11 protein-coding genes and 1 pseudogene are annotated in these 20,165 nt (G+C 50.2%); 5 read left to right on the forward strand and 7 right to left on the reverse strand.

Annotated features, from left to right (window positions below; translation table 11 throughout):
* Nucleotides 1–54: 54 nt before the first annotated feature.
* On the reverse strand, nucleotides 55–291 hold the full coding sequence (locus L6469_RS12020; protein ID WP_006281491.1) for a DUF2726 domain-containing protein: 237 nt from the start codon (nucleotides 289–291) through the stop codon (nucleotides 55–57).
* A gap of 833 nt (nucleotides 292–1,124) precedes the next feature.
* Here L6469_RS12020 and L6469_RS12025 point away from each other — a divergent pair.
* The 5 genes and pseudogenes from L6469_RS12025 to L6469_RS14840 all read left to right on the forward strand — a co-directional run.
* Nucleotides 1,125–2,063, forward strand: coding sequence for a hypothetical protein (locus L6469_RS12025; protein ID WP_237851164.1), 939 nt, complete (start codon nucleotides 1,125–1,127; stop codon nucleotides 2,061–2,063).
* A 19-nt stretch (nucleotides 2,064–2,082) separates the two neighbouring features.
* A complete protein-coding gene (locus tag L6469_RS12030) occupies nucleotides 2,083–3,195 on the forward strand; it encodes a DHH family phosphoesterase (RefSeq protein ID WP_006281493.1) in 1,113 nt (370 codons plus the stop codon).
* A 23-nt stretch (nucleotides 3,196–3,218) separates the two neighbouring features.
* Nucleotides 3,219–12,956: a LamG domain-containing protein gene (locus tag L6469_RS12035; RefSeq protein WP_006281494.1), complete on the forward strand. Its 9,738-nt coding sequence runs from the start codon at nucleotides 3,219–3,221 to the stop codon at nucleotides 12,954–12,956.
* Between the two features lie 91 nt (nucleotides 12,957–13,047).
* The gene (locus L6469_RS12040) at nucleotides 13,048–13,773 is read left to right on the forward strand and encodes a TraX family protein (RefSeq protein WP_006281495.1); all 726 of its coding nucleotides are present in this window, start codon (nucleotides 13,048–13,050) and stop codon (nucleotides 13,771–13,773) included.
* A 385-nt stretch (nucleotides 13,774–14,158) separates the two neighbouring features.
* Nucleotides 14,159–14,239 (forward strand): annotated as a pseudogene (locus L6469_RS14840) (N-acetylmuramidase domain-containing protein); the annotation flags it as partial.
* A gap of 139 nt (nucleotides 14,240–14,378) precedes the next feature.
* Here L6469_RS14840 and L6469_RS12045 read toward each other — a convergent pair.
* The 6 genes from L6469_RS12045 to L6469_RS12070 form a co-directional block, all read right to left on the reverse strand.
* Nucleotides 14,379–15,464, reverse strand: coding sequence for an ImmA/IrrE family metallo-endopeptidase (locus L6469_RS12045; RefSeq protein WP_006281496.1), 1,086 nt, complete (start codon nucleotides 15,462–15,464; stop codon nucleotides 14,379–14,381).
* A gap of 19 nt (nucleotides 15,465–15,483) precedes the next feature.
* The gene (locus L6469_RS12050; RefSeq protein WP_177181302.1) at nucleotides 15,484–15,690 is read right to left on the reverse strand and encodes a hypothetical protein; all 207 of its coding nucleotides are present in this window, start codon (nucleotides 15,688–15,690) and stop codon (nucleotides 15,484–15,486) included.
* A gap of 70 nt (nucleotides 15,691–15,760) precedes the next feature.
* On the reverse strand, nucleotides 15,761–18,139 hold the full coding sequence (locus tag L6469_RS12055) for a TIM-barrel domain-containing protein (RefSeq protein ID WP_006281498.1): 2,379 nt from the start codon (nucleotides 18,137–18,139) through the stop codon (nucleotides 15,761–15,763).
* An 829-nt stretch (nucleotides 18,140–18,968) separates the two neighbouring features.
* Nucleotides 18,969–19,115: a PepSY-associated TM helix domain-containing protein gene (locus L6469_RS12060; protein ID WP_316928426.1), complete on the reverse strand. Its 147-nt coding sequence runs from the start codon at nucleotides 19,113–19,115 to the stop codon at nucleotides 18,969–18,971.
* 98 nt (nucleotides 19,116–19,213) lie between these two features.
* The gene (locus tag L6469_RS12065; protein ID WP_006281499.1) at nucleotides 19,214–19,570 is read right to left on the reverse strand and encodes a DUF488 domain-containing protein; all 357 of its coding nucleotides are present in this window, start codon (nucleotides 19,568–19,570) and stop codon (nucleotides 19,214–19,216) included.
* 4 nt (nucleotides 19,571–19,574) lie between these two features.
* The gene (locus tag L6469_RS12070; protein WP_006281500.1) at nucleotides 19,575–20,120 is read right to left on the reverse strand and encodes a hemerythrin domain-containing protein; all 546 of its coding nucleotides are present in this window, start codon (nucleotides 20,118–20,120) and stop codon (nucleotides 19,575–19,577) included.
* Nucleotides 20,121–20,165 lie beyond the last annotated feature (45 nt).

Here is a 20,165-nt window from a genome sequence, read left to right on the forward strand (position 1 = left end):
TTATAATGGAAATAGAATATTTGTTCAACTCGCTCATGCATGATAAGTTATAAACTAGGCATATACTTTTGAAAGTTTAGCTACAATCCTTTCTCTTTCTCCACTTTCTCTAGTGGAAAGTCGAAGTATTGGGATATTGTAAGAAGCTAAAATGTGGTCCTTAATGTCATCGCGTTCTTTTTGTTTAGTACCTTCGTGATGATAAGTGTAGCCATCTGTTTCAACAACGAGTACTGTTTGGTGGCTAATCTTATCATAAATAAGAAAATCAAGATGAGTAGTATCATGCATTACAAAATCGTGTTCTTTTTGAGGTAATTCATAAATCAACACTTGAATACTTTAAACGCTGATAATCAGCAATTTAAATCTTAAACAGTAGAAAAGTGGTCCTGTGTGTTTTTTACCTTGGCTTGTGAGGGCAGATTTTACGTATTTAACTTTCATAAACGTGTAGATAGGGGGAAATTATGACAGACTGATGAGGCATAAGTACCTCAAAATGCGTCCTTTTAAGAAGATTTTCTTCCGTATCGGAGCATAATTACAATATTTTTTTGTATATTGCACCGAAGATTGCTTTTTGCCCATACATATTTGTGATCACCACTGCTGATAATGATAATAATAACAATAATAAATCTAATATCCGCAGTTAATAATTAGATTCAAATTGCAAGTGCCTGAATATAAGTGACTTCGAGAAATCACAGATTCCATGTTATGAGCCTGTAGAGTACTTGTTATAGACAGAATATATTGTTGAACCCTAAAACCAAAATATATGCGTATGCCACCATAGCAAGACACAATAGGACATAAAGACTGGACGTCCACTTTTGATTCTTGTATTCTGATAATTGGGGAATTGGAGGTTTGCTATTTTTATAACATTCAAAAAACAGATAGCACAATGAAGAAAGCGTACACGAAACCGGCGATGAGGGTGGTAGCCCTCCAGCAGCGGCATCATCTGCTCGGCATGAGTGGAGAGATTTCTGGGTATCAGAAGTCGAGTAGCGGATTCAGTCAGGACGAGAGCGACAGCAGCAACGCCCCACAGAGCCGCGGCATCTGGGACAATGACTGAAGCAAGTAAAAAAAAACGAAAACGTTAATCCATTATGAGAACGAAAGAACAATTTCTGATGCTTTGGATGCTCGGCGGCATGATGCTGGCCGGGCTGGCGGCCTGTTCGGGCGACTACGACACGGCCACAGACGGCAGCGCGCCGCAGACGGCCGACGACGGCGTCAAGGTACGACACATTACCATTACGGAGACCGAGGAGGAGGCGGCACGGCAGATAATGACTCGCGCCTCGCTTGCTGAGGGTGACGGCATCCTCACCGCCTTGTGGACGGCGGACGACGGGCTGACGTACTGCAATTTGAGCAGAGTGGATCGTGGTAATAGCGATGCGCCCTACAGCGGCCTGCTGATAGCCAACTCCACTGCTGCCACCTCGCAGTTTACAGGCGACGTGTATTGCCTTGCTGGTGACTACCTGGCGGTGGTCTATCCAGCCACGACTTTCGAGACGAACGATAGCTATACCATCTCGCTCACGGGACAGAACGGCACGCTCAGCAAGCTCGCCACCAACTACCACTACGTCTTTGGCAAGGCAACCGTGACAGAGGTGACCGAAACGACGGCCAACGCCACGATAGGGAAGATGAAGAGCCTGCTGACGGTGTGCAAGTTCTCGTTTAAGGATAAGAATACGGGCGATGCCATCCCCATCAAGTCACTCAGCATTAGTTATAGCACTGGTGACTCAAACAACGGAAAATATCCGCAGTCGGCTACGGTGGCCATCGGTGTCAATACGGCGCAGAATGATGTCCATGCAACGGGTGCAGATATCACAGCGCCCCTCACGATTACTGCCTCTGGTCAGACGGAGGTCTATGTCGCCCTGCTGCCCACCGCCGCGCAGAGCACCTTCAACTTCACCGTCAGTGATGGCAACGGCAATACCTATAGCGGCACGGCCAATGCCACGCTCGTTGAAGGAGAATACGTGGATGCCACGGGGCTGAAACTTACAAAACAATAACAGGAAAAAGATAAAGACTATGAATAAGAATAGACTTTGGCTGATGGCCACCATCCTCGTCTGTGGCTTGGGACTATTCACCTCATGCTCGTCGGAAGACGATCCTCTGGTGATACCCGAACAGGGGAAGGCGTTTCGCGCTATGCTGAAAACGCTCGACTGGGGAGCAGACACGACATTCGTGTATGGTCACAAAACGCCTGACGTGGATGCCGTCTGTTCGTCGTTGGGTTATGCCAAGCTGATGAATGCGCTGGGCTACAACTGCAAGGCAAAGGTGTCGAGTGCGACCAACCGCGAGACAGCCTATATCTCTGGCGTGTTCGGCTTTGAACTGCCCGAATTGAAGAGCAGTGTGGTGCCGCAGACACGGCTCATACTGACCGACCACACCGACTATGCCCAGTGTGTGGACGGTGCCAGGGAGGCTATCATCCTACAGAAGATAGACCACCACGTAGAGGGCGACATTCAGGACAGCGGCATTCCCTACGTTCGCAGGGAGATGATTGGCTCCACCTGCACCATCATCTACGAGATGTACAGGGAGACAGGTGTCGACATCGACGATGAGACTGCCCGCATTCTGCTTGCCGGATTGCTGTCGGACACACGTAATCTCACCAAGACTACCACTCAGCATGAGGACTCCGTGGCATGGACGGCGCTGGTCGCCCAGTTGCAGTTGGAGGACAAAGTGGCAGAGATTAACCGCCAGATGACCGATGCCGCCAATAATTACGATGGCATGAGCGATGGCGAGATCTTTCTCTCGGACTATAAGGAGTATGAGATAGGTGGCAAGGCTATCGGTTTCGGTTCGCTTAATTGCAAGGCAAGCGAGATGGATGACTTTATCAGCCGTATGTTGGGCGTGATGCCCCAGGTGATGTGCGACAACAGGCGCGACATGCTGTTTGCCAAGATCGATAATCTTGTACCCAATCCCGACGAGAGCGATCCTGACACGCCTTTCGTGGAAGACGGCACCTATTTCATCTATTACGGTGAAGGGACTCAGGCTGTGGCCGAGGCCATCTTCGGACCGTCGCTCCGTGAAGGTGTAACCTACTCCAAGGAAGAACTATCACGTAAACAGATTGTGCCGAGAATAACAGAAATACTGCAATGAAATAAACCCAAAAGATAAAGACTATGAAGACAAAAGAACAACAAGGATTCAGGCGGTTGGGACGCAGGGCGTTCGGGCTGCAAGTGCTGATGCTCTTGCTCGTGATGCTCATCGGGGGAAGCCCGACGACGTGGGCCAACGATGACCCCGGTGGAGGAACCTACACCTTCTGGACCAACGCTGAGGGGGTAAAAGATATAAAAGACTATTTCAAGACCGTTAGTGCCTTTAGCTTCGCTGACGATAAGTATTTCTGGGAATTCGAGTTCAAGGCCATGCAGCACGCCTATCTGGAGAATCACGGAAAGATATACCTGCAGACGAACGACAACAAGTGGCACACAGTGGCTGAATGGGACAAAGAAGCCAACAGCAACAATGTCAGTTTCAGTGTCAAGGATGAGTCTTGGGGTAACATCGTCATGGTAAGCGGCAACGACTTGGCCAGTATCGGCGGCATCATGACCCTCCGGTTCAAGCCCATACAAAGGTGTTTCGACGATGGCGTGAAGCGCATCAAGATGGAATACGACATATGGGAGTGGATGAACTATATCCATGATGATGTACCTCGGGGTGACATCCGATATGAGAAGGACCTCAATATGGCGTTTGCCGACAATGAACCCACACCCGACCTGGAGGTGGACTGGGCCGATGACTACTGCATCAGTCTCAAGGCCAGGAACGTATATGACAAGCGCAACCAGAACAACAATGTCAAGCAGTATTACACAACATACAGGATAGTTAGTGGCGACAGAGTCAATAACGGCCGATACATCAGCGAAACAATGAATGTATCTGACTTCACCGTAACTGGTGAACACGGAGGGATGATAGATGTTGAAAGAAACGCTGTTGCCAGAATTAACAACCTGATATGCGGCGCATACTTCCATCCGATGGGCATTCGCTTTACCCCCACCATCGAATATGTCCCGTATGGGAATACCAACCACCAGAGCAACACTCCTGTCACACTCACCCGACCGGCGAAAGAGATTATCATCGACCCTTTCACCTGCGCAAAGAGCCTCAATGTGGACTTTGACAAATGGACCAGGAAGAACACCATTCGCTGGACACGCTACGAGGAGCAACGCGGCTGGAGCGTGAACTGCATGGTGACACGCCCTTGCCGCACGGACGGCAAGTGGTACGTCATCCGCTATGAGGATGGTCAGGCAGCAGACACCTACACCCTCATTGCCGAGATGAACGGCGATGCCACCGACCTCAAGGTGGAGGACAGCGACATCGACTACGATAAACGCTACAACTATCGCGTCATCTTCCTGCCCGTCGTGCTGGCAGACAAATACGACAAGGACCATCTGACCAGTGGCGTGCTGGCAAACCCCGAAAGGCTACTGACGAACTTCTGGATAGAGCAGCAGGTGAGCACACAGCTTGAGATGCCCATCAAGCTGACACAGGACCGCAGTTACGACGGAGCCGTGCGCCTGAAGTGGGAATACTGCGCTGCCCCCACGGGCGAGAACTGGACGATTGAATACCGTCCGGCAGAGACAGGCAGTGCCTGGCGCGTGCTCGACAACAGCATGATGGTCGATACGGAGGCATCGGAGGCCAGCTTCGATGCCGAAGGGTCGGTGTGCGACATGATGGACTATCGTGTAAAAACCACCTATATGAACCGAGACTTCTACTCTAACGTCTATACTGGCAACCTGCCTGCTGGCAGCTACATCAGCGAGGTGAATGCATCGACAGGCACGGAGGAGAAGACCGTCATCGTGAAGTGGAAGGTGGCTCGCGCCGACGTTACAAACGATATCTACTTCCGTGTGCTGCGCCGCGTCATTGGCGATACAGACTGGACGCTGCTCACCGACGAGATTCATGGCACGGCCACGGAATACACCTATACCGATGACCGTCCGCTGGCCGGCTCGTACTATGAATACTCCGTGCAGGCCTACGGCGCGAAGTGCGACGAGCAGATCGTGAAGACCGACGAGGTCATCGCCCCTGGTTTCTCGCAAGCCCGAGGCACCATCACTGGTCACATCTCCTACGGCTCGGGAACAGCCGTCGATGGCGTGAAGGTGAACCTCGTCAAGGCCAGTGCCGACGAGCAGACCGACCAGCCGCAGTTCCTCTCGCGCTACATCGAGGGTGCAGGCAAGGGCTTGCAGTGGACGACTGCTAACAAGGAGAAGTACGCCAACGTGCTCAGCGGTGACGGCACCTTCACCATACAGTTCTGGGCACGGCCAAAGAGCGTGGATGCCGGAGGAGCCGCCAACCAAACCATTCTGCGATTAGGCAACGGACTGGAGCTGGGCGTGATGAGCGACGACGGCACACATTTCTATCTGAACAGAGTCATCCACTATGACAATAGGCTGAACTCGCATCACTTCAATAAGAGCCTGCCGTTCAGCACCACCGACTTTACCCACGTCACCGCCGTCTATGACCACGGCATGTTGACTTGTTATGTGGGCACCGACTCGCTGCTGTCGTACACACTCGATTGCACTCAGTATAAGGACTGGAACATTGGCAGCGATCCCACCCTCGCTGTGGGCGGCATCGAAAGCATGTACGCAGGTATGGGCCAGTCCTTCAACGGCTATATTGACGACATCCGCCTATGGAACAGAGCCCTGAGCAAAGAAGAGGTGGAAGCCAACTACACCCGTATCCTCGGTGGTACGGAGTACGGTTTGGTGCTCTACTGGCCGCTCGACGAGGGACTCGGTGTGAAGGACTATGCCTTCGACGTGGCCCGTCAGGACGGCATCTACCAGCTGAACCATCCTGAGGTTGGACTTAATGCCACGCCGTCGGCCACCGTGCCGCAGCAGTTGGGTCTTTACGGTGTGACCGACAAGAATGGCAACTATATCATACGCGGTATTCCGTTCCAGCAAGGCGGCACCAACTACGAGATTGCCCCGCTGTACGGCGTGCATCAGTTCAATCCCGTCACACGCTCGATGTTCGTCAGCCCCACCTCGCTGACGGCTAACAACATCGACTTCGAGGATGTGTCGTCGTTCCCCATGGAGGGATACGTTTACTATGCCGGCACGAACATTCCTGCCGAGGGCATACAGTTCTATGTGGATGGTCAGCTGCTGACCACCGATGGCGAAGTTCAGCAGAGCGATGCACAAGGCCGCTACAGAATCTCCGTTCCTATAGGCGAGCATTTTGTCGAAGCCAAGCTGGGCAATCACAAGATGGTCAATCAGGGCCGCTTCCCTATCAAAGGTAAGCGTAACTTCAATGCCCCTGTGACCTATAATTTTTCCGATTCCACACTCGTGAACTTTGTAGGGCGCGTCAGTGGCGGCGAACGTAACGACACACTGGCCGTGGGCTTCGGAGCGTCGAAGAACAACATTGGCACGGCCACCATCACGTTGAAACTGAACAACGAATCGTTATCGTTCAACCGCGTGGAGGGCAAGCCCCAAACATCGGCTACCCAGATTCGCACGTGGGAGAGCGACACTGTGAGCATCAACAGCACGGCATGGACAGGCTTCGAAGGCGGCGACGCACGCTACATATTCATCAATACCGACCCCGCGACGGGCGAGTTCTCGGCCAAGTTGCCACCGCTGAAGTACATCGTGAAGAACATCGAGATACCTAAGAACCCCGACATAGAGTTCAATATCCTGCCAGAGATAGACTTGAGCAACGTGCTGAAGGAGCAGATCGACTCGTTGTGGCAGGTGGATGAACGGGGCGACTCCGTGCTAAACAAGTATAAGTACCACACCAAACTTGTGCAAACCTACTTTGCCACACCTCAGGTGGACATCAGCCAGCCCAAGAGTGGCAAGGACGTCTTCGGCATACAGGAATACAAGGGTGAGGACGAACTGGGCAAGTTTACCGTCAGCGACCTGTGGACACGCACGGATGAAGGTGCCGTCAGCTACAAGTACGGTTATCCTATCTATAAGATGGGCGATGAATATCACACAGAACTCTACGGCTATGAGGTCTATACGAACTACGACAACGGAGAGGCTGCCAACGACACCATCCCCCTCGCCGGCCAGGTTATTACTGTGGCCAACGAGATGTCGAGCGACCAGACCATCGTGGCCGTGCTTCCGCCCGGTGAAACCGAATACCAGTTGGGCCAGGTGTACGACCTGAAGAAGAACCAATTGGTGCTTGACTCACTGGGACGCTACGCCTTCAAGTGGAATGCCGGAGCACCCAACGTCGTCAGTCCGTACACCCGTCATCTGGGCATCACGCTGGAGCGCAAAGGACGTACCTACGCCCCCAATGGCATAAATGCCATCGTCGTGGGCAGTCTTCCTATCGGCAACAACTTCGTCACCAATGGCCCCGACCAGGTGCTGATGGTGCTGCGCGACCCGCCAGGCGCTAAGTCGAAGACCGTGTGGAAGACTGGCTCGACCAAGACGAAGGTGAGAAGTTCCACCAGCGGAGGCTATGGCAACGAGAAGATGATGTATGAGGCAAACTTAGGTGCGAAGGTGAGATTCATGTCGGGCTTCGGACTCTACTACGAGACCACAGACCTTGACAATACCTCTGATATAGGCGGTGGAATTCACTATACGTGGAACAAGAACTCATCGACCGAAAAGACGTGGACGCTGACCGCTACCGAGCAGGTATCCACCGGTGCCACTAAGGACTATTGCGGATCGAATGGCGATGTCTTCATAGGCTACAGCACCAACCTGCTCATGGGCAAATGCCGCAAGGTGGGATTCTTCCGCGACAACGAGACGGCGCCCTTCGAACTGAAAGACGATGTGGCTACCAGCCTGGGCGACAGCGTGACAACAAAGTTCATGTACTCCACCTACGAGATTGAAGAGGTGATGATTCCGAAGTGGCGGGAGACACGCAATGGCTACCTCACGCAGCACTTCGATACTGAGGCCGAGGCCCGCGCTTTCGTGAATAACACGAGCGAGGTGCTCTATGCCACATGGGTCAAGGAGGATGATACAAGCTACGGACAGGAGGGCACCTACGTGCAGGTGACACCCGCCGCATGGGAGAGCCTCACAGATTTTGTGGCCGAAGACAAGGTGGCCTGGTGCAACAATCAGATAGAAAGCTGGCAAAAGGTCCTCTACAACAACGAATACGACAAGGTGACGGCTATTGAGAATCGCGACAAATACTGGCAGCGCAACATCTCGTTCGATGGTGGATCGGGCTACTCCTACACAGCCCGCAATGATACGACCAAAGTGGTGAAACACAACTATTCGCACAATCTGGGAGGTATCGTAAAGGGTGGTTTCTCAACGAAAAACACGGCCGCTTCCATACAGTTCAAGACGAAGATGTCAGTCGACACAGAGAACGGTTGGGCTTACTCCACCACTGAGAGCGACTACGACGAGAATACGAAGGACTATGCCGAGTTCGACTACACCTTTGATGACGGCAACAAGGGCACCGACTTCTCAGTGGATATCTACAAGTCGCCTACGGGCTGGAGCGACATCTTCAGTATCTTCGGCGGACAAAGCTACAATCCCTATCAGAAGGAAGAGAAGACCCAGTACTACGAGCCGGGACAGCACATTCTCTCCAACGGAACGGAACAGATGGAGAATCCCGACATACAAATCAGCACTGACGGCGGCATCGCTGTCAAGAGTGCCGTACTGACCGACATACCCGCCGGACAGACAGGGCAGTTTACCCTGCATCTGTCGAACATCAGTACCACCACACAGGGCTTCGACTTTACCTATAATCTGTCGGTTGCGGAAGGCACCAACCAGCATGGACTGGAGATACTGATGGACGGTGTGCCTGCCAATGGACGAGGCATATTCATCCCCGCCGGCGAGACGGTGAAGAAGGTAATCACCGTTCGACAGACTGACCAGAGCGTGCTCGACTATGAGAACATCGAACTGTGGTTCTCGTCAGCATATCAGGCCATCAAGATTCACGATATCGCTAAGTTGAGCGTACATTTCAAGCCCTCGTCATCGCCCGTGGAACTGGCAATCACCGAGCCGGTGGTGAATTGCAAGACGGACAGTGCCCGTCTGGAGATGAAGGTGAAGGGCTTCAACCGCCAGTTCAAGAACCTGAAGAACGTGGGCGTGCAGTACCGTTTCCAGGGCAACACGCAGTGGACGGCCCTGCATACGTGGGTGACCAACAAGGCCGACTCGCTCAATGCCAACTACAACCTGCTGCCTGCCACGGGCGACCTGCCGCTGGAACTTAAAATGATTAGCGACCAGAGCTACCCCGAGGGCAACTACGAGTTCCGCGCCTTCACCACCACACCCTACGGCAACGAACAGGTGCAGGTCTATAGCGACGTCATCAACGTCGTCAAGGACATCACCCGACCCATCAACATCTTCACACCTACACCTGCTAACGGCATCTTAGGCTACGGCGACCAGCTGGTCATCGAGTTCAACGAGGACATCGTGCCGGGCTACGTGAGCGACAACAATGTCATCGTCACCGCCAAGCTCAACGACACGCAGGTGGACCATGAGGTGGCACTGCAGCTGATGCCTTTCGGCGAAGCACCGCGCACGGTGAACCCCGTGTTCCTGCAGGGCGACTTCTCCATCGACTTCTGGCTCTACCGCCGTGACAGCGGCACGCTCTTGTCCTTAGGCAAGACAAATTCGAGATTTGCACTCAACGTCCGCGACGACGGCTACGTGGTGGCTACCGTGGGCGGGACACAGCATGTGAGCGACCGCCCCATGCCCAAGGACGAGTGGACCTTCGTGGCACTGAGTTACAAGGCCAGTACCATGACCTTCGACATGGAGGCGTCGGCAGACCAGGCCGGTAACGTGATGCTGTTCGAGGACCGCCCCGTGGAGCTGAAGGACCTGGAGGCCTTCAGCTATACCGATGACTATCACCTCTACCTCGGCGGCATCGACGCCGACATCCACTCGCTGAGCCTCTACAATATCTATCGCGACGTTCACAAGGCCACCGCCACCAAGGATCAAGCCAAGGACAGCTACGTCTATGGACTGGCCAACTACTGGCCATTTGACGAGGGCCACGGCTTCACGGCCGCCGACAAGCGCCACACCCACGACTTCTCCGTTCCCGACCGCTGGCTCTTGGAGAACGTGAACTACGGCCTGCGCATGGACGACAACGAGGGTGCGAAGATCGACATCACACAAATCAACACCAGGCCCGGCGACAGCTATGCCATAGAGTTGTGGCATCGAATCAGCGACTATGACGGCAAGGATGTGGTATTCGAGACGACCACGCCCAACCAAGGCAAAGACCAGCAGCAGCACAACAAACTGAAGCTGCACTACGACGGGAAGAAGAACCTGATTCTCAACTACGACAAGGATTCCATCATGGTGGCCAGTGCCGAGGACTTCCCCGAAGTCATGGACTGGCGTCATCTGGCACTCAACGTGGTGCGCGGCCAGGCAGCCAGCTTCTATCTCAACGGCCAGCGCACAGCCGTCATCGCCGAGACCGATGTGCCGCCATTGGAAGGCTCCGTGCTCGTCGTGGGCAAGGATGCCAAGGATTCCTGGGTCGATGAACTGCGCATCTGGCACGCCTCGCTCAGCGAGAGCCGTCTGCAGCAGAACATGTACAACACCATCGACACCGCCGACATCTACAGTCGCGGCCTTGTGGCCTACTATCCCTTCGAGAAGACGGGCAAAGACAATGGTGTCCCCACGAAGGTGCAGACCTTGGAGAACATGGCTCATCCCAGTGCGCTCAGCGGTTTACCCGCCGTGATAGACACCACCCTCGCCACCTTCTCGCGCTTCGCACCGCCCCTGAAGAACGCTCCCGACGAAACACCCATTAACACCACACCCGTCGCCTCGGAGCGCAAGCTCATCATCAACCTCACTGGAGAGAATAGCCGGCTGCGCCGCATCGAGGGCACCACGCTCAACATCACCGTGGACCAGATCCGCGACCTGCACGGCAACACCTCGCTGCCCATCCGCTGGACGGCCTACGTGCAGCAGAACACGCTGACGTGGATGAAGGACTCGGTGAACATCATCAAGAAGTACGGCGACGACTATACCTTCGACGTGGACATCGAGAACAAGAGTGGCAGCACCGAGCTATATACCTTATATAATATGCCGCAGTGGCTCTCGCTCGTCGACAGCGAACGCACGGACGACGTGAGTCCGCTGAAGACGAAGACGCTGCGCTTCGAGGTGAACCCGCTGGTGCCCGTGGGCAACTACGACGTGGCCATCGGTCTGTTGGGCAACAACGGCATTCTGGAACCGCTGCGCATCGTGATGAAGGTACGCGGCGAGAAACCGCAGTGGGCCGTTGACCCGACGAAGTACGACCACAACATGTCGATTATCGGACAGGTGTATATCGGCGGCATCCTGATGGAGAACCCGGAGAGCATGGTGGCCGCCTTCATCGGCAATGAGTGCCGAGGCGTGGCATCGCCCGAGAAGGTGCGCGGCGCGGCCTACGTGACGATGAACGTCTATGGCACCGACAACAAGCGGTACGACATGGGCAAGGAAGTGAGCTTCCGCATCTGGGATGCATCGAAGGGCGTGGCCTACACCGACGCCAATATCGCCGTGACGGTGAAGACCGCTGCCATGAAGGACTCCACCGTGACCACCGTCATCTTCGGCCAGGATAAGATACTGGGTGACTTCGACACGCCCGCCATCTGGACGAAGAGCGAGAACGTGGAGCAGCTCATCCCCATCCACCAGAACTGGAACTGGATAGCTTTCGGCGTGGAGCCGCAGAGCACCTACCTCGACCATGTGTTCGGCGCATACGCGGAGTGGAGCATGCTGCTCAAGAGCCGTGATAATTGGAACGACTACAACGGTGCCCAGTGGGGCGGCGGCACGCTCAAGAGTGCGAAGGCCAACGAGATGTACAAGCTGAAGATAGACCGCCTGCCAACCACGAAGCAAGATGAGCCTAACAGCCTGCTCGCCGTGTCGGGCCGACAGCTGAAGGAGGACAAGGAGAGGGCCGTCACGCTGGCGAAGGGCTGGAACTGGATAGCCTACACACCGCTGACGACGATGACCGTGGATGAAGCGCTGGCTGCCGCCAATCCGCAGAAGGGCGACATCGTGAAGTCGCAGACGGGCGTGGCCATCTACAGCGAATACGGCTGGGAAGGCAGTCTGAAGGCCTTGGAGAGTGGACGCGGCTACCTGTACTACAGCAACGCCAACGACACAAAGTCGTTCCTCTATCCGACGGAAACGGCAGCATCGGCTGCAAGGGTAAATACCCGCATGGCAGCATCACGGGGTGCAACCGAAGACCTGCGCATCTTCAATCCCGTGCCCCTGGGCCTCTATCCGAGCAACATGACGATGGCCATTCAGCTGCGTGACGGAGACGCTGTGGTTGACACCGCCGAGGTGGCCGCCTTCATCGGTGACGAGTGCCGCGGTGCAACACGCGCCAGCGACAACGCCCTCTACTACCTTGTCATCAGTGGCGACGGAGCCGGACAGTCCATGGTGCTGCGCACCTGCACCGACGGCAAGATCATCGACATCGACAACACGCAGACATACGTCAGCGATGCTAACATCGGCACATCGTGGGAGCCTTACGTCCTCGACCTGAGCAGTGCGCTGTCTGGCATCAGTTCGATTGTCACAGACGACAATGACGACTCCGACTGGTGGACCCTCCAAGGCTTTAAGATAGGTCGCAAGCCCACGCAGCCTGGCGTGTATATACATCACGGACAAAAGATAACTATCAAGTAATAACTATCACGACGAGGAGACGGGGTACATCCCCGTTTCCTTTCATAAAAATGAAGAACTGGATAACATCGTAAACATTATGATTAGAGTAATGATGGAAAAAGGACTGAGCGGCAACGCACTGAAGGTCATCGCCATCGTCGCCATGACGATCGACCACCTGGCTTGGGTGGGCATTGAGACCTACGAGCAGGCAGAGACGCCGACGCAGATATTCCTGCACTGCATCGGACGGCTGACGGCCCCGATGATGATATTCTTCGTGGCCGAGGGCTATCACCACACGCACGACTTCCGCCGCTACCTACGCCGTCTGCTCATGCTGGCCGTGGTGAGCCACTTCGCCTTCTGCTATTTCAACATGTCGGGCTTCAACCCGCTCGGCAACCTGCTCTTCAATGCCACGAGCATCGCCTGGCCGCTGCTCTGGGGGCTGATACTGCTGAAAGTATGGGACATGGAGCGACTTGCCCGATGGCAGAAGGTCGGTGTTACGTTGGTGGCCTGCCTGCTCACCTGCACCTCCGACTGGAGTTGTGCCGCCCCGCTGGCCATACTCATGATAGGCCGGAACCGGGGCTGCTTCCACAAGCAGATGCTCTGGATGATGGCCATCATCTCGCTCTACGCCGTCGCCTTCTTCATATTCCACAGTCCCACCTACGGCATGGTCCACCTGGCCTGCTGGCTGGCAGTACCGCTGCTGGCGATGTACAACGGCCAGCGAGGACGGCTGAAGTGGCTCGGCAAGTTCTTCTACTATTACTATCCCGCCCACATGGCGGTAATAGGCCTGCTGGCCCGTTGCTTCCAATAACCGTGAGGTACCAGAATTAATCCAATCTTTGATTTTAGGTGGATAGGCTTTTTCTTTTTTTTGATATTCTTCTTGAAAAAACATCATTTGGTTTGCTCTTTTACCCAAGGTTGCAACAAGAAAGCCTAGATCCTGTTTGGCTAATTTTTCGAGTACATTTTCTACTGCAGAGTTATTATTAGAAATTTAGTGGACAGCAATAAAATAGTTTATAAAGCGTAGAACGGAATAAGTAGGAAATGAGCCTAGAATATGAATTATAGAAGATGAAAAAAGCAAAATGACTGATTTTGTTTTCTATAAAAGATAAACTGCATACTGAAATCCGGAGTGAAAGCATGGATGAAATTATAAATGAATGACGTTTAGTGGATAATTTGCCCGACACTACAATGGCCCTCAATATGCACAGAATAAATACGACGAGAAGCTGCAGAAGGCTTATGGTATTAGTAATAGCCTATGATATGTGGTTGTGGTGATAGATGTATTTTTGTTCAATTCCTTAATTTAGAATTATAAGTCTAGATGAGTTTTTTTATCTGCTCATTATAGTAAAAAAGGCAGGAAATCAAATTCCTGCCTTTGATAAAAAGCTTTACTTTCTAATTGAATAGTTCGAAACTTTCTACATGCATTGCAAATGGTAAAATTCCTAGATGCTGTAACCTTCCTACTATGATTGCAGGGTGGGTATTGAATGTTGCCGCATAATGCTTTAGGGCTGTTGATCCAAAATCGTTGCTTGCAATAATGAGATTGGTTTCCTTTTCTGTCAATAAGACATTTGATGAGAACTCATTGGCCTGTTTTTCCTTTTTTAATTGTTCTTCATTATAATCGATGTCTTCAAGAAATATGTCTTTCTTTCCATGTAGGAGAATATGTCCTATTTCATGGAAGAAAGAGAACCAAAATGTATCATATCTTTTGCTTCTTCCTGAAAGTTGAATGCATGGGATATTGTTAATCCATCTTGTTGAGCCGCTGATTGGGGCTTTTCTCAGGCACGGAGTGTAGATGAGCTTTATTCCACATTCTGCACATAAGGATTGTAGTTGCTTTGGAAAGTTATTAGGCTCCTTTCGCATAAGTTCTTTCATAGCTGATAGTTTACTTCGTAGCAAATTTTCGGAGTATTTAACTTTTATGTTGATCTCCGATGCTTGAAGTTCACCTTTTCTTAACCATGCAGAAATGGCATACGGTTCTTTTGTTGTAGCCAGGGAAATGCGAAAAGCAACTTTTAATTGCTGATTCATATAGTAATTCTCCCATGCATTGGGTGAACTTACTCCGAAGAAGTCAAGAATGACAGCAGTTTTCTCATCTTGAACAGTTTTCTTTTCAATCCAGCCTTGATTGACCATGTCTGTATATGGAAATTTTTTAGCCCATTCCGCAAAAGATGCAATTTGCTCTCGACGCTTTGATCGAGCAAGGCATTCGTCATATATGCGTTGCCTATTCATCCAGAAATTAGCAGGAATTTTTGTGACGCTTTCGAAAGTTACAGCCATTTCTGGGGTAATAGAACTGATGCCTTTAATAATGGCAATTATAGTCTTCTCTGGTTTAGAAGTGCGCACTGCGAACTCCTTAACAGACATACCCATTTCTTTCATTTTCTCATTTAAGGTAGTTCCTGGGTGAGAAACATTTTCTGGGATATATAAGTTCTTTGTTGCCATATTCTTTTTGTTTTAAATGTTATTTGCCGTGGTAGTTGTCTATTTCTTCTATTTCAATACTATCAATCTCTATCCAAATATACTTGCCGTTAGAATCCGTTGGAATAGGATGTGCCGTTGGAGTGAAAATTAGTCTGTAAGGCTGATCCAGGTCGCATGCCCATTGGCCTTTTTTATTGCCAACTAGTTCGTGGTAGTGACCTGGCAAGTATCTGACCTCTTCCAAAGTGCTGGCTGTGTAGAGATCATCTAGTCTCTGCTTCTGATCTTGACGTTTTCGATAGCTGTAGATCTTTCTATTTTACATTAATCCCCTTACCTGTGTAAGTAACGGTCTTTTCTATTCCACCAATCACCTTCACGCGGAAAGTGCGTGTCTGTAGCATGCCTGGGAAGGTGCCTTTGCGCTTGCCGATGGTGAGCGTCTTCGTTTTGTCGTTCCAAGTGAGTGGAATGGTAGAGTAGATACCCTTCTCGTAGTTGTAGTTGTCGCCCTCGTCTTCATAAAGAGTGAAAGAGGCATCAGCACCAGGATAAACCACGATGTCAAGATTGTCATAGTGGTTCTCGTTGGCGTACTGCACGTCGGGACCAAGTGGAAGGATTGAACCGGCCTTAATATAAAGTGGTGAATGACTGATAGGTGCATTGGCAGTGAGAGTCTGTCCACCATTGTAGCGTCTACCGGTCCAATAATCGTACCACATGGCGCCTGCGGGTAGATAGACGCTGAAGGTTTTGTTCGCTTTCCAGTCTACTGAAGTGTAAGTCTCGCGTTTTCCGTCTTTGCGGTCCCATCCACCCAACGGGTCGGTGCGTACAATCTTCTCTGTGGTGTAGAGTGGGTTAACGACAGGGCAGACGAGCACGTTGTGGCCGAAGAGATACTGGCGGTTGTTGTTCCATGTCTGTTTGTCATCTTTGAAATCCATGAAAAGAGCTCGCATGAAAGAATCGTTGTATTTCGTTACCTGCCATGACTGACTGTAGATGTAAGGAAGAAAGCGATAGCGAAGTTTCACGGCATCTACTAAAGCATCGTAAATAGGTTCGCCAGATTTACCGAAATAATAGAGTTCGCGATAGACGTCTGTGCCATGGCTACGCATCATCGGAGTGAAAGCGCCAAACTGCATCCAGCGAACGTAAAGTTCTTGATATTGTGGGTTGCGAGTGGCTGAGTTGAAGCCTTGCGTATTATATGAACCGGCGAAGAACCCACCGATGTCGGTGTTCACGTTAGGGTTGGCGGTGAGGGTATAGTTGAGACAGATAGGTACTTGTTTACGAAAACTCTCCCATGAAGAGCTGATATCGCCGCTCCAGGTGTTGGCACCATAACGCTGCTGACCGGAAAAATAAGAGCGGGTGAGGATGAATACTCGCTTATCACGGGTTGTGGCGCGTTGGTGGTCGTACACTCCGCCCACCGTCATGAGTGGGTACGCATTGCGGACACTGCGATAAGAGCCCATGGATGTAGGCTGATCTAAGTCGCTCTCTTTGTAGCTGAGATGGTCGGGGTCGGTGGAGTCCATCCACCAGGCATCAATACCCATATTGTAAAGATTACTGAGATATTTCCAGTAGATATCGCGTGCCTCACTGCTGTAGGCATCGTAACAACGTACACCACTCGGGTAGTCCATGCGTGGAGGCCATTGTGTCAGACCGCTCTGAGGCCATGTCTCGAAGTCGAGCAGGAATCCCTTTTTCTTCATATCTCGGTAAGCCTTAGTCTCGGGTCCGAAAGAAGCCCATATAGAGATGCTCATGTGAGCTTTCTGTTTGTGTACCTCGTCAATCATCTGTTGGGCGCGATCAAAGTCTGGGTTGATAAACTCCATAGCATTCCAAGTGTAGTTGCTGCCCCAGTATTGCCAGTCTTGAATTATACCGTCAAAAGGTACTTTGAGGTCGCGATACTTGTGTACTACATCCAGCAGCTCCTGTTGGGTCTTGTAGCGTTCTCTACTCTGATGGAAACCGTATGTCCACAGAGGGAGCATAGGTACTTCTCCAGAAAGGTGTCGCATCTCAGCAATTACTCCATCGGCATTGCCACCATAGATAAAGTAATAGTCGGCGAGTTTGCCCACTTCCGATTCCAAAACGACATGACCTGCTTCTCCTTCGGCTGGGGTAATCAACTGAGTTGGCGAATAATTATCCCAAAAGATACCATAGCCTTTGATGCTCTGATAAAAATGGGCGAAGTCTTCCAAGTTGCTTTGTATCATGCGACGATTTTCGCCACGCTGACTCATTTTGCCGTTTTGTAAAAGGCCAACTCCGTAAATACTTTCGTCTGCATCGACAGCAAAAGTTTGTTTTACCTTAAACGCACCACGGTCGAGGTTCGTAGTTATAGGGGTGAATGTGGTTTCTCCTTCGCTGGTGAGAATATTGCCTTTGTTGTCGGCAAAGGTTACCTTGCCATCTTGCACTGTAACTTTGAGAGCTGATGATTGATACACGGTGGCGGTTCCTTTCTTGGTTTGGGTTACTTTCACCGGTTTAGGTTGTGCGATGACTACGAGTGATTTTTTTTCCTCGTTTACACCATTGTCCTTGATGATGCGGACAGTGTTAGGGGTGTAAAATACGACTTTCTGTGCCCAGCTAGCGGTGGCCAGCAAAGGGTAGAGAACTAAGAGTAATGTCTTTTTCTTCATATGGTTATATTCTTGTTAAGGTTGAATGATTCAGTTTAATTCCATTCCTGTATAAATTCTCACTTATAACCTTGCAAAGGTACTTATTTTTATCAAAAGTAAAGTATTTATTTGAAATTTTGTGCATAATAGGTTAAGCATTTTATGAACTCTTTCTTTTACTAAACTTGATAAGTAATCGAAAATAACCAATTTTAGACACTTATTATTCGTTGTGCCTACCTTGCTATCCTGCAGATTGAAAAGAAAAAATCAAAAAAAAGGCCTCTTCTCAAACTGCTCATCTAGAAGAAAAAATGGAGCTTTTATAGAAGAGAATCTTTACAGATGTATCCCTTTTTTTTAGTCGTGCTCTAAAACCCAAGCTCCTAACCTCCATTAGCTATGGGTTTACCTCGTTAACTCTATGGTCTTATCGAATAAACTCTAAGGTTTTGCCCCCTAGGACCTTGGGTTTTGGAGCATCAAGAATGTAAAGAAAATACAAGTCGCTGATTGATAGGAGTTTATAAAGGTAGTCATAATTCCCGTATTTCACTCCCTACTTACGATTCGTGGATAATATGCGAATCTCACGGCACCTTTTGTAAAATAAAAATAAAGCTAATTTTGAGGAAGGTTGATGGTGTGGCAGAAATACGGATAGCCATTAGAAAGATGTAGAGAAAACTGCCGACTGTGCCTAGGAAGGTGAAGATATGCCCCGTATGTACTTCGAGAGCGAGATTCCAAAGCGAAATAGGCAATTGGTACATGCTTTTAGGTTGTGGTAGGCGGTCTGTTCCCCCATCGTAAGTGCAATAAAAGGGTTGTCCGAAATCGTTGCTGATCAACTTCTAGGTACATTTACATTGCCAAATGCCTTGCGATGGTTCAGTATGATGCCTGATATACAAAATAGAAGTATGAATAGGCATACAACTATGCCTATCCATTTATGTTGTTTTCGGAAAAATATTTTTGCTTTCATATGCATTTAAATATTTATTTATAAATATAATACATCCTATTCTATTGTACTGAGGTGAGTTTAGTTTGTTGCAATCTGCAACAATGTCGATGAAGTTGGAAGTCCTATCTCAATATCCAGTCACGAAGGATGATAGCGTGGTTGCATGTCTTGGAACGTGCGCCATAAACTAGAGTTATATCTGTATTGTGTAATAGCTCAATACACCGATAGGCAAAAGCCTTGACTGTAGGATTGTTTGCCAGTTCTTCTTCATATCGAGTTTTAAACTCTTCGAAATTTTCTTCCTTATGCCCAAACCATATTCTAAGTGTTGGAGTAGGGGCAACCTCTTTAGCCCACTCGTCTAAATGAGCAGTATTCTTACTGATACCACGAGGCCACAAACGGTCTATCAGTATTCGATAGCCGTCTGTCTTTTCTACCTGCTCATAGATTCGTTTTATCTTCAGTTCATGCATTTATTCATTCTATTGTTGTTATTCCCTCTGCAGCAATGGCACGAGGAAAAAGTATTTCGTCTTCCAGTTTAATGTGTTCTCCAAGCCATGCTACAAAAGCTGTCAATTTGTTGGTAAGCATTATGCATGGCTCTGATGATGCAAACGGTTCTAGTTGCTGGTTCATAATGCCTAGTATACGATCATAACGCTCCAGTTCTCCACTGTGTTCCGTCATCATTACGCGGATGGGATATTGTACTGATCCGCAATGAAATGTCTGTGGTTCACTTCCGCTGTCTATAGTTGTCTGGAGTTTACAAATGTATGGAAAAAGTATGCTCTCTTCCTTCTGGAAATGGTTTGATAGGTCGTTGAAACTCTCACTCAAAAGAGTTACCACATGCTGCATATCTACGGTACCATCTAAATTTTTCAACATATCTGCTTCACGTCGCATTGCATCTACATACATCACGCATCCCTCGTGGTAATTGTTTATAATGTAGTTTACCAACTTGTTCATAGGCCATTCTTGGGCTTCATTGATTACTTGTTTAAATTCTGTCATCTTTTTTCCTATTTAACTTTTTAAGATGGCGCAAAAGTAATTTTT

Origin of the sequence: Segatella baroniae B14 (assembly GCF_022024235.1) — a bacterium.
GTDB lineage: Bacteria > Bacteroidota > Bacteroidia > Bacteroidales > Bacteroidaceae > Prevotella > Prevotella bryantii.

Bases quoted from the DNA above. Each gene is read 5' to 3' on its own strand.
- L6469_RS12065 (WP_006281499.1), bottom strand. From the start codon at position 19,570: ATGCATGAACTGAAGATAAAACGAATCTATGAGCAGGTAGAAAAGACA.
- L6469_RS12020 (WP_006281491.1), bottom strand. From the start codon at position 291: ATGCATGATACTACTCATCTTGATTTTCTTATTTATGATAAGATTAGC.
- L6469_RS12025 (WP_237851164.1), top strand. From the start codon at position 1,125: ATGAGAACGAAAGAACAATTTCTGATGCTTTGGATGCTCGGCGGCATG.
- L6469_RS12040 (WP_006281495.1), top strand. From the start codon at position 13,048: ATGATGGAAAAAGGACTGAGCGGCAACGCACTGAAGGTCATCGCCATC.
- L6469_RS12070 (WP_006281500.1), bottom strand. From the start codon at position 20,120: ATGACAGAATTTAAACAAGTAATCAATGAAGCCCAAGAATGGCCTATG.
- L6469_RS12045 (WP_006281496.1), bottom strand. From the start codon at position 15,464: ATGGCAACAAAGAACTTATATATCCCAGAAAATGTTTCTCACCCAGGA.
- L6469_RS12060 (WP_316928426.1), bottom strand. From the start codon at position 19,115: ATGCATATGAAAGCAAAAATATTTTTCCGAAAACAACATAAATGGATA.
- L6469_RS12055 (WP_006281498.1), bottom strand. From the start codon at position 18,139: ATGAAGAAAAAGACATTACTCTTAGTTCTCTACCCTTTGCTGGCCACC.
- L6469_RS12030 (WP_006281493.1), top strand. From the start codon at position 2,083: ATGAATAAGAATAGACTTTGGCTGATGGCCACCATCCTCGTCTGTGGC.
- L6469_RS12035 (WP_006281494.1), top strand. From the start codon at position 3,219: ATGAAGACAAAAGAACAACAAGGATTCAGGCGGTTGGGACGCAGGGCG.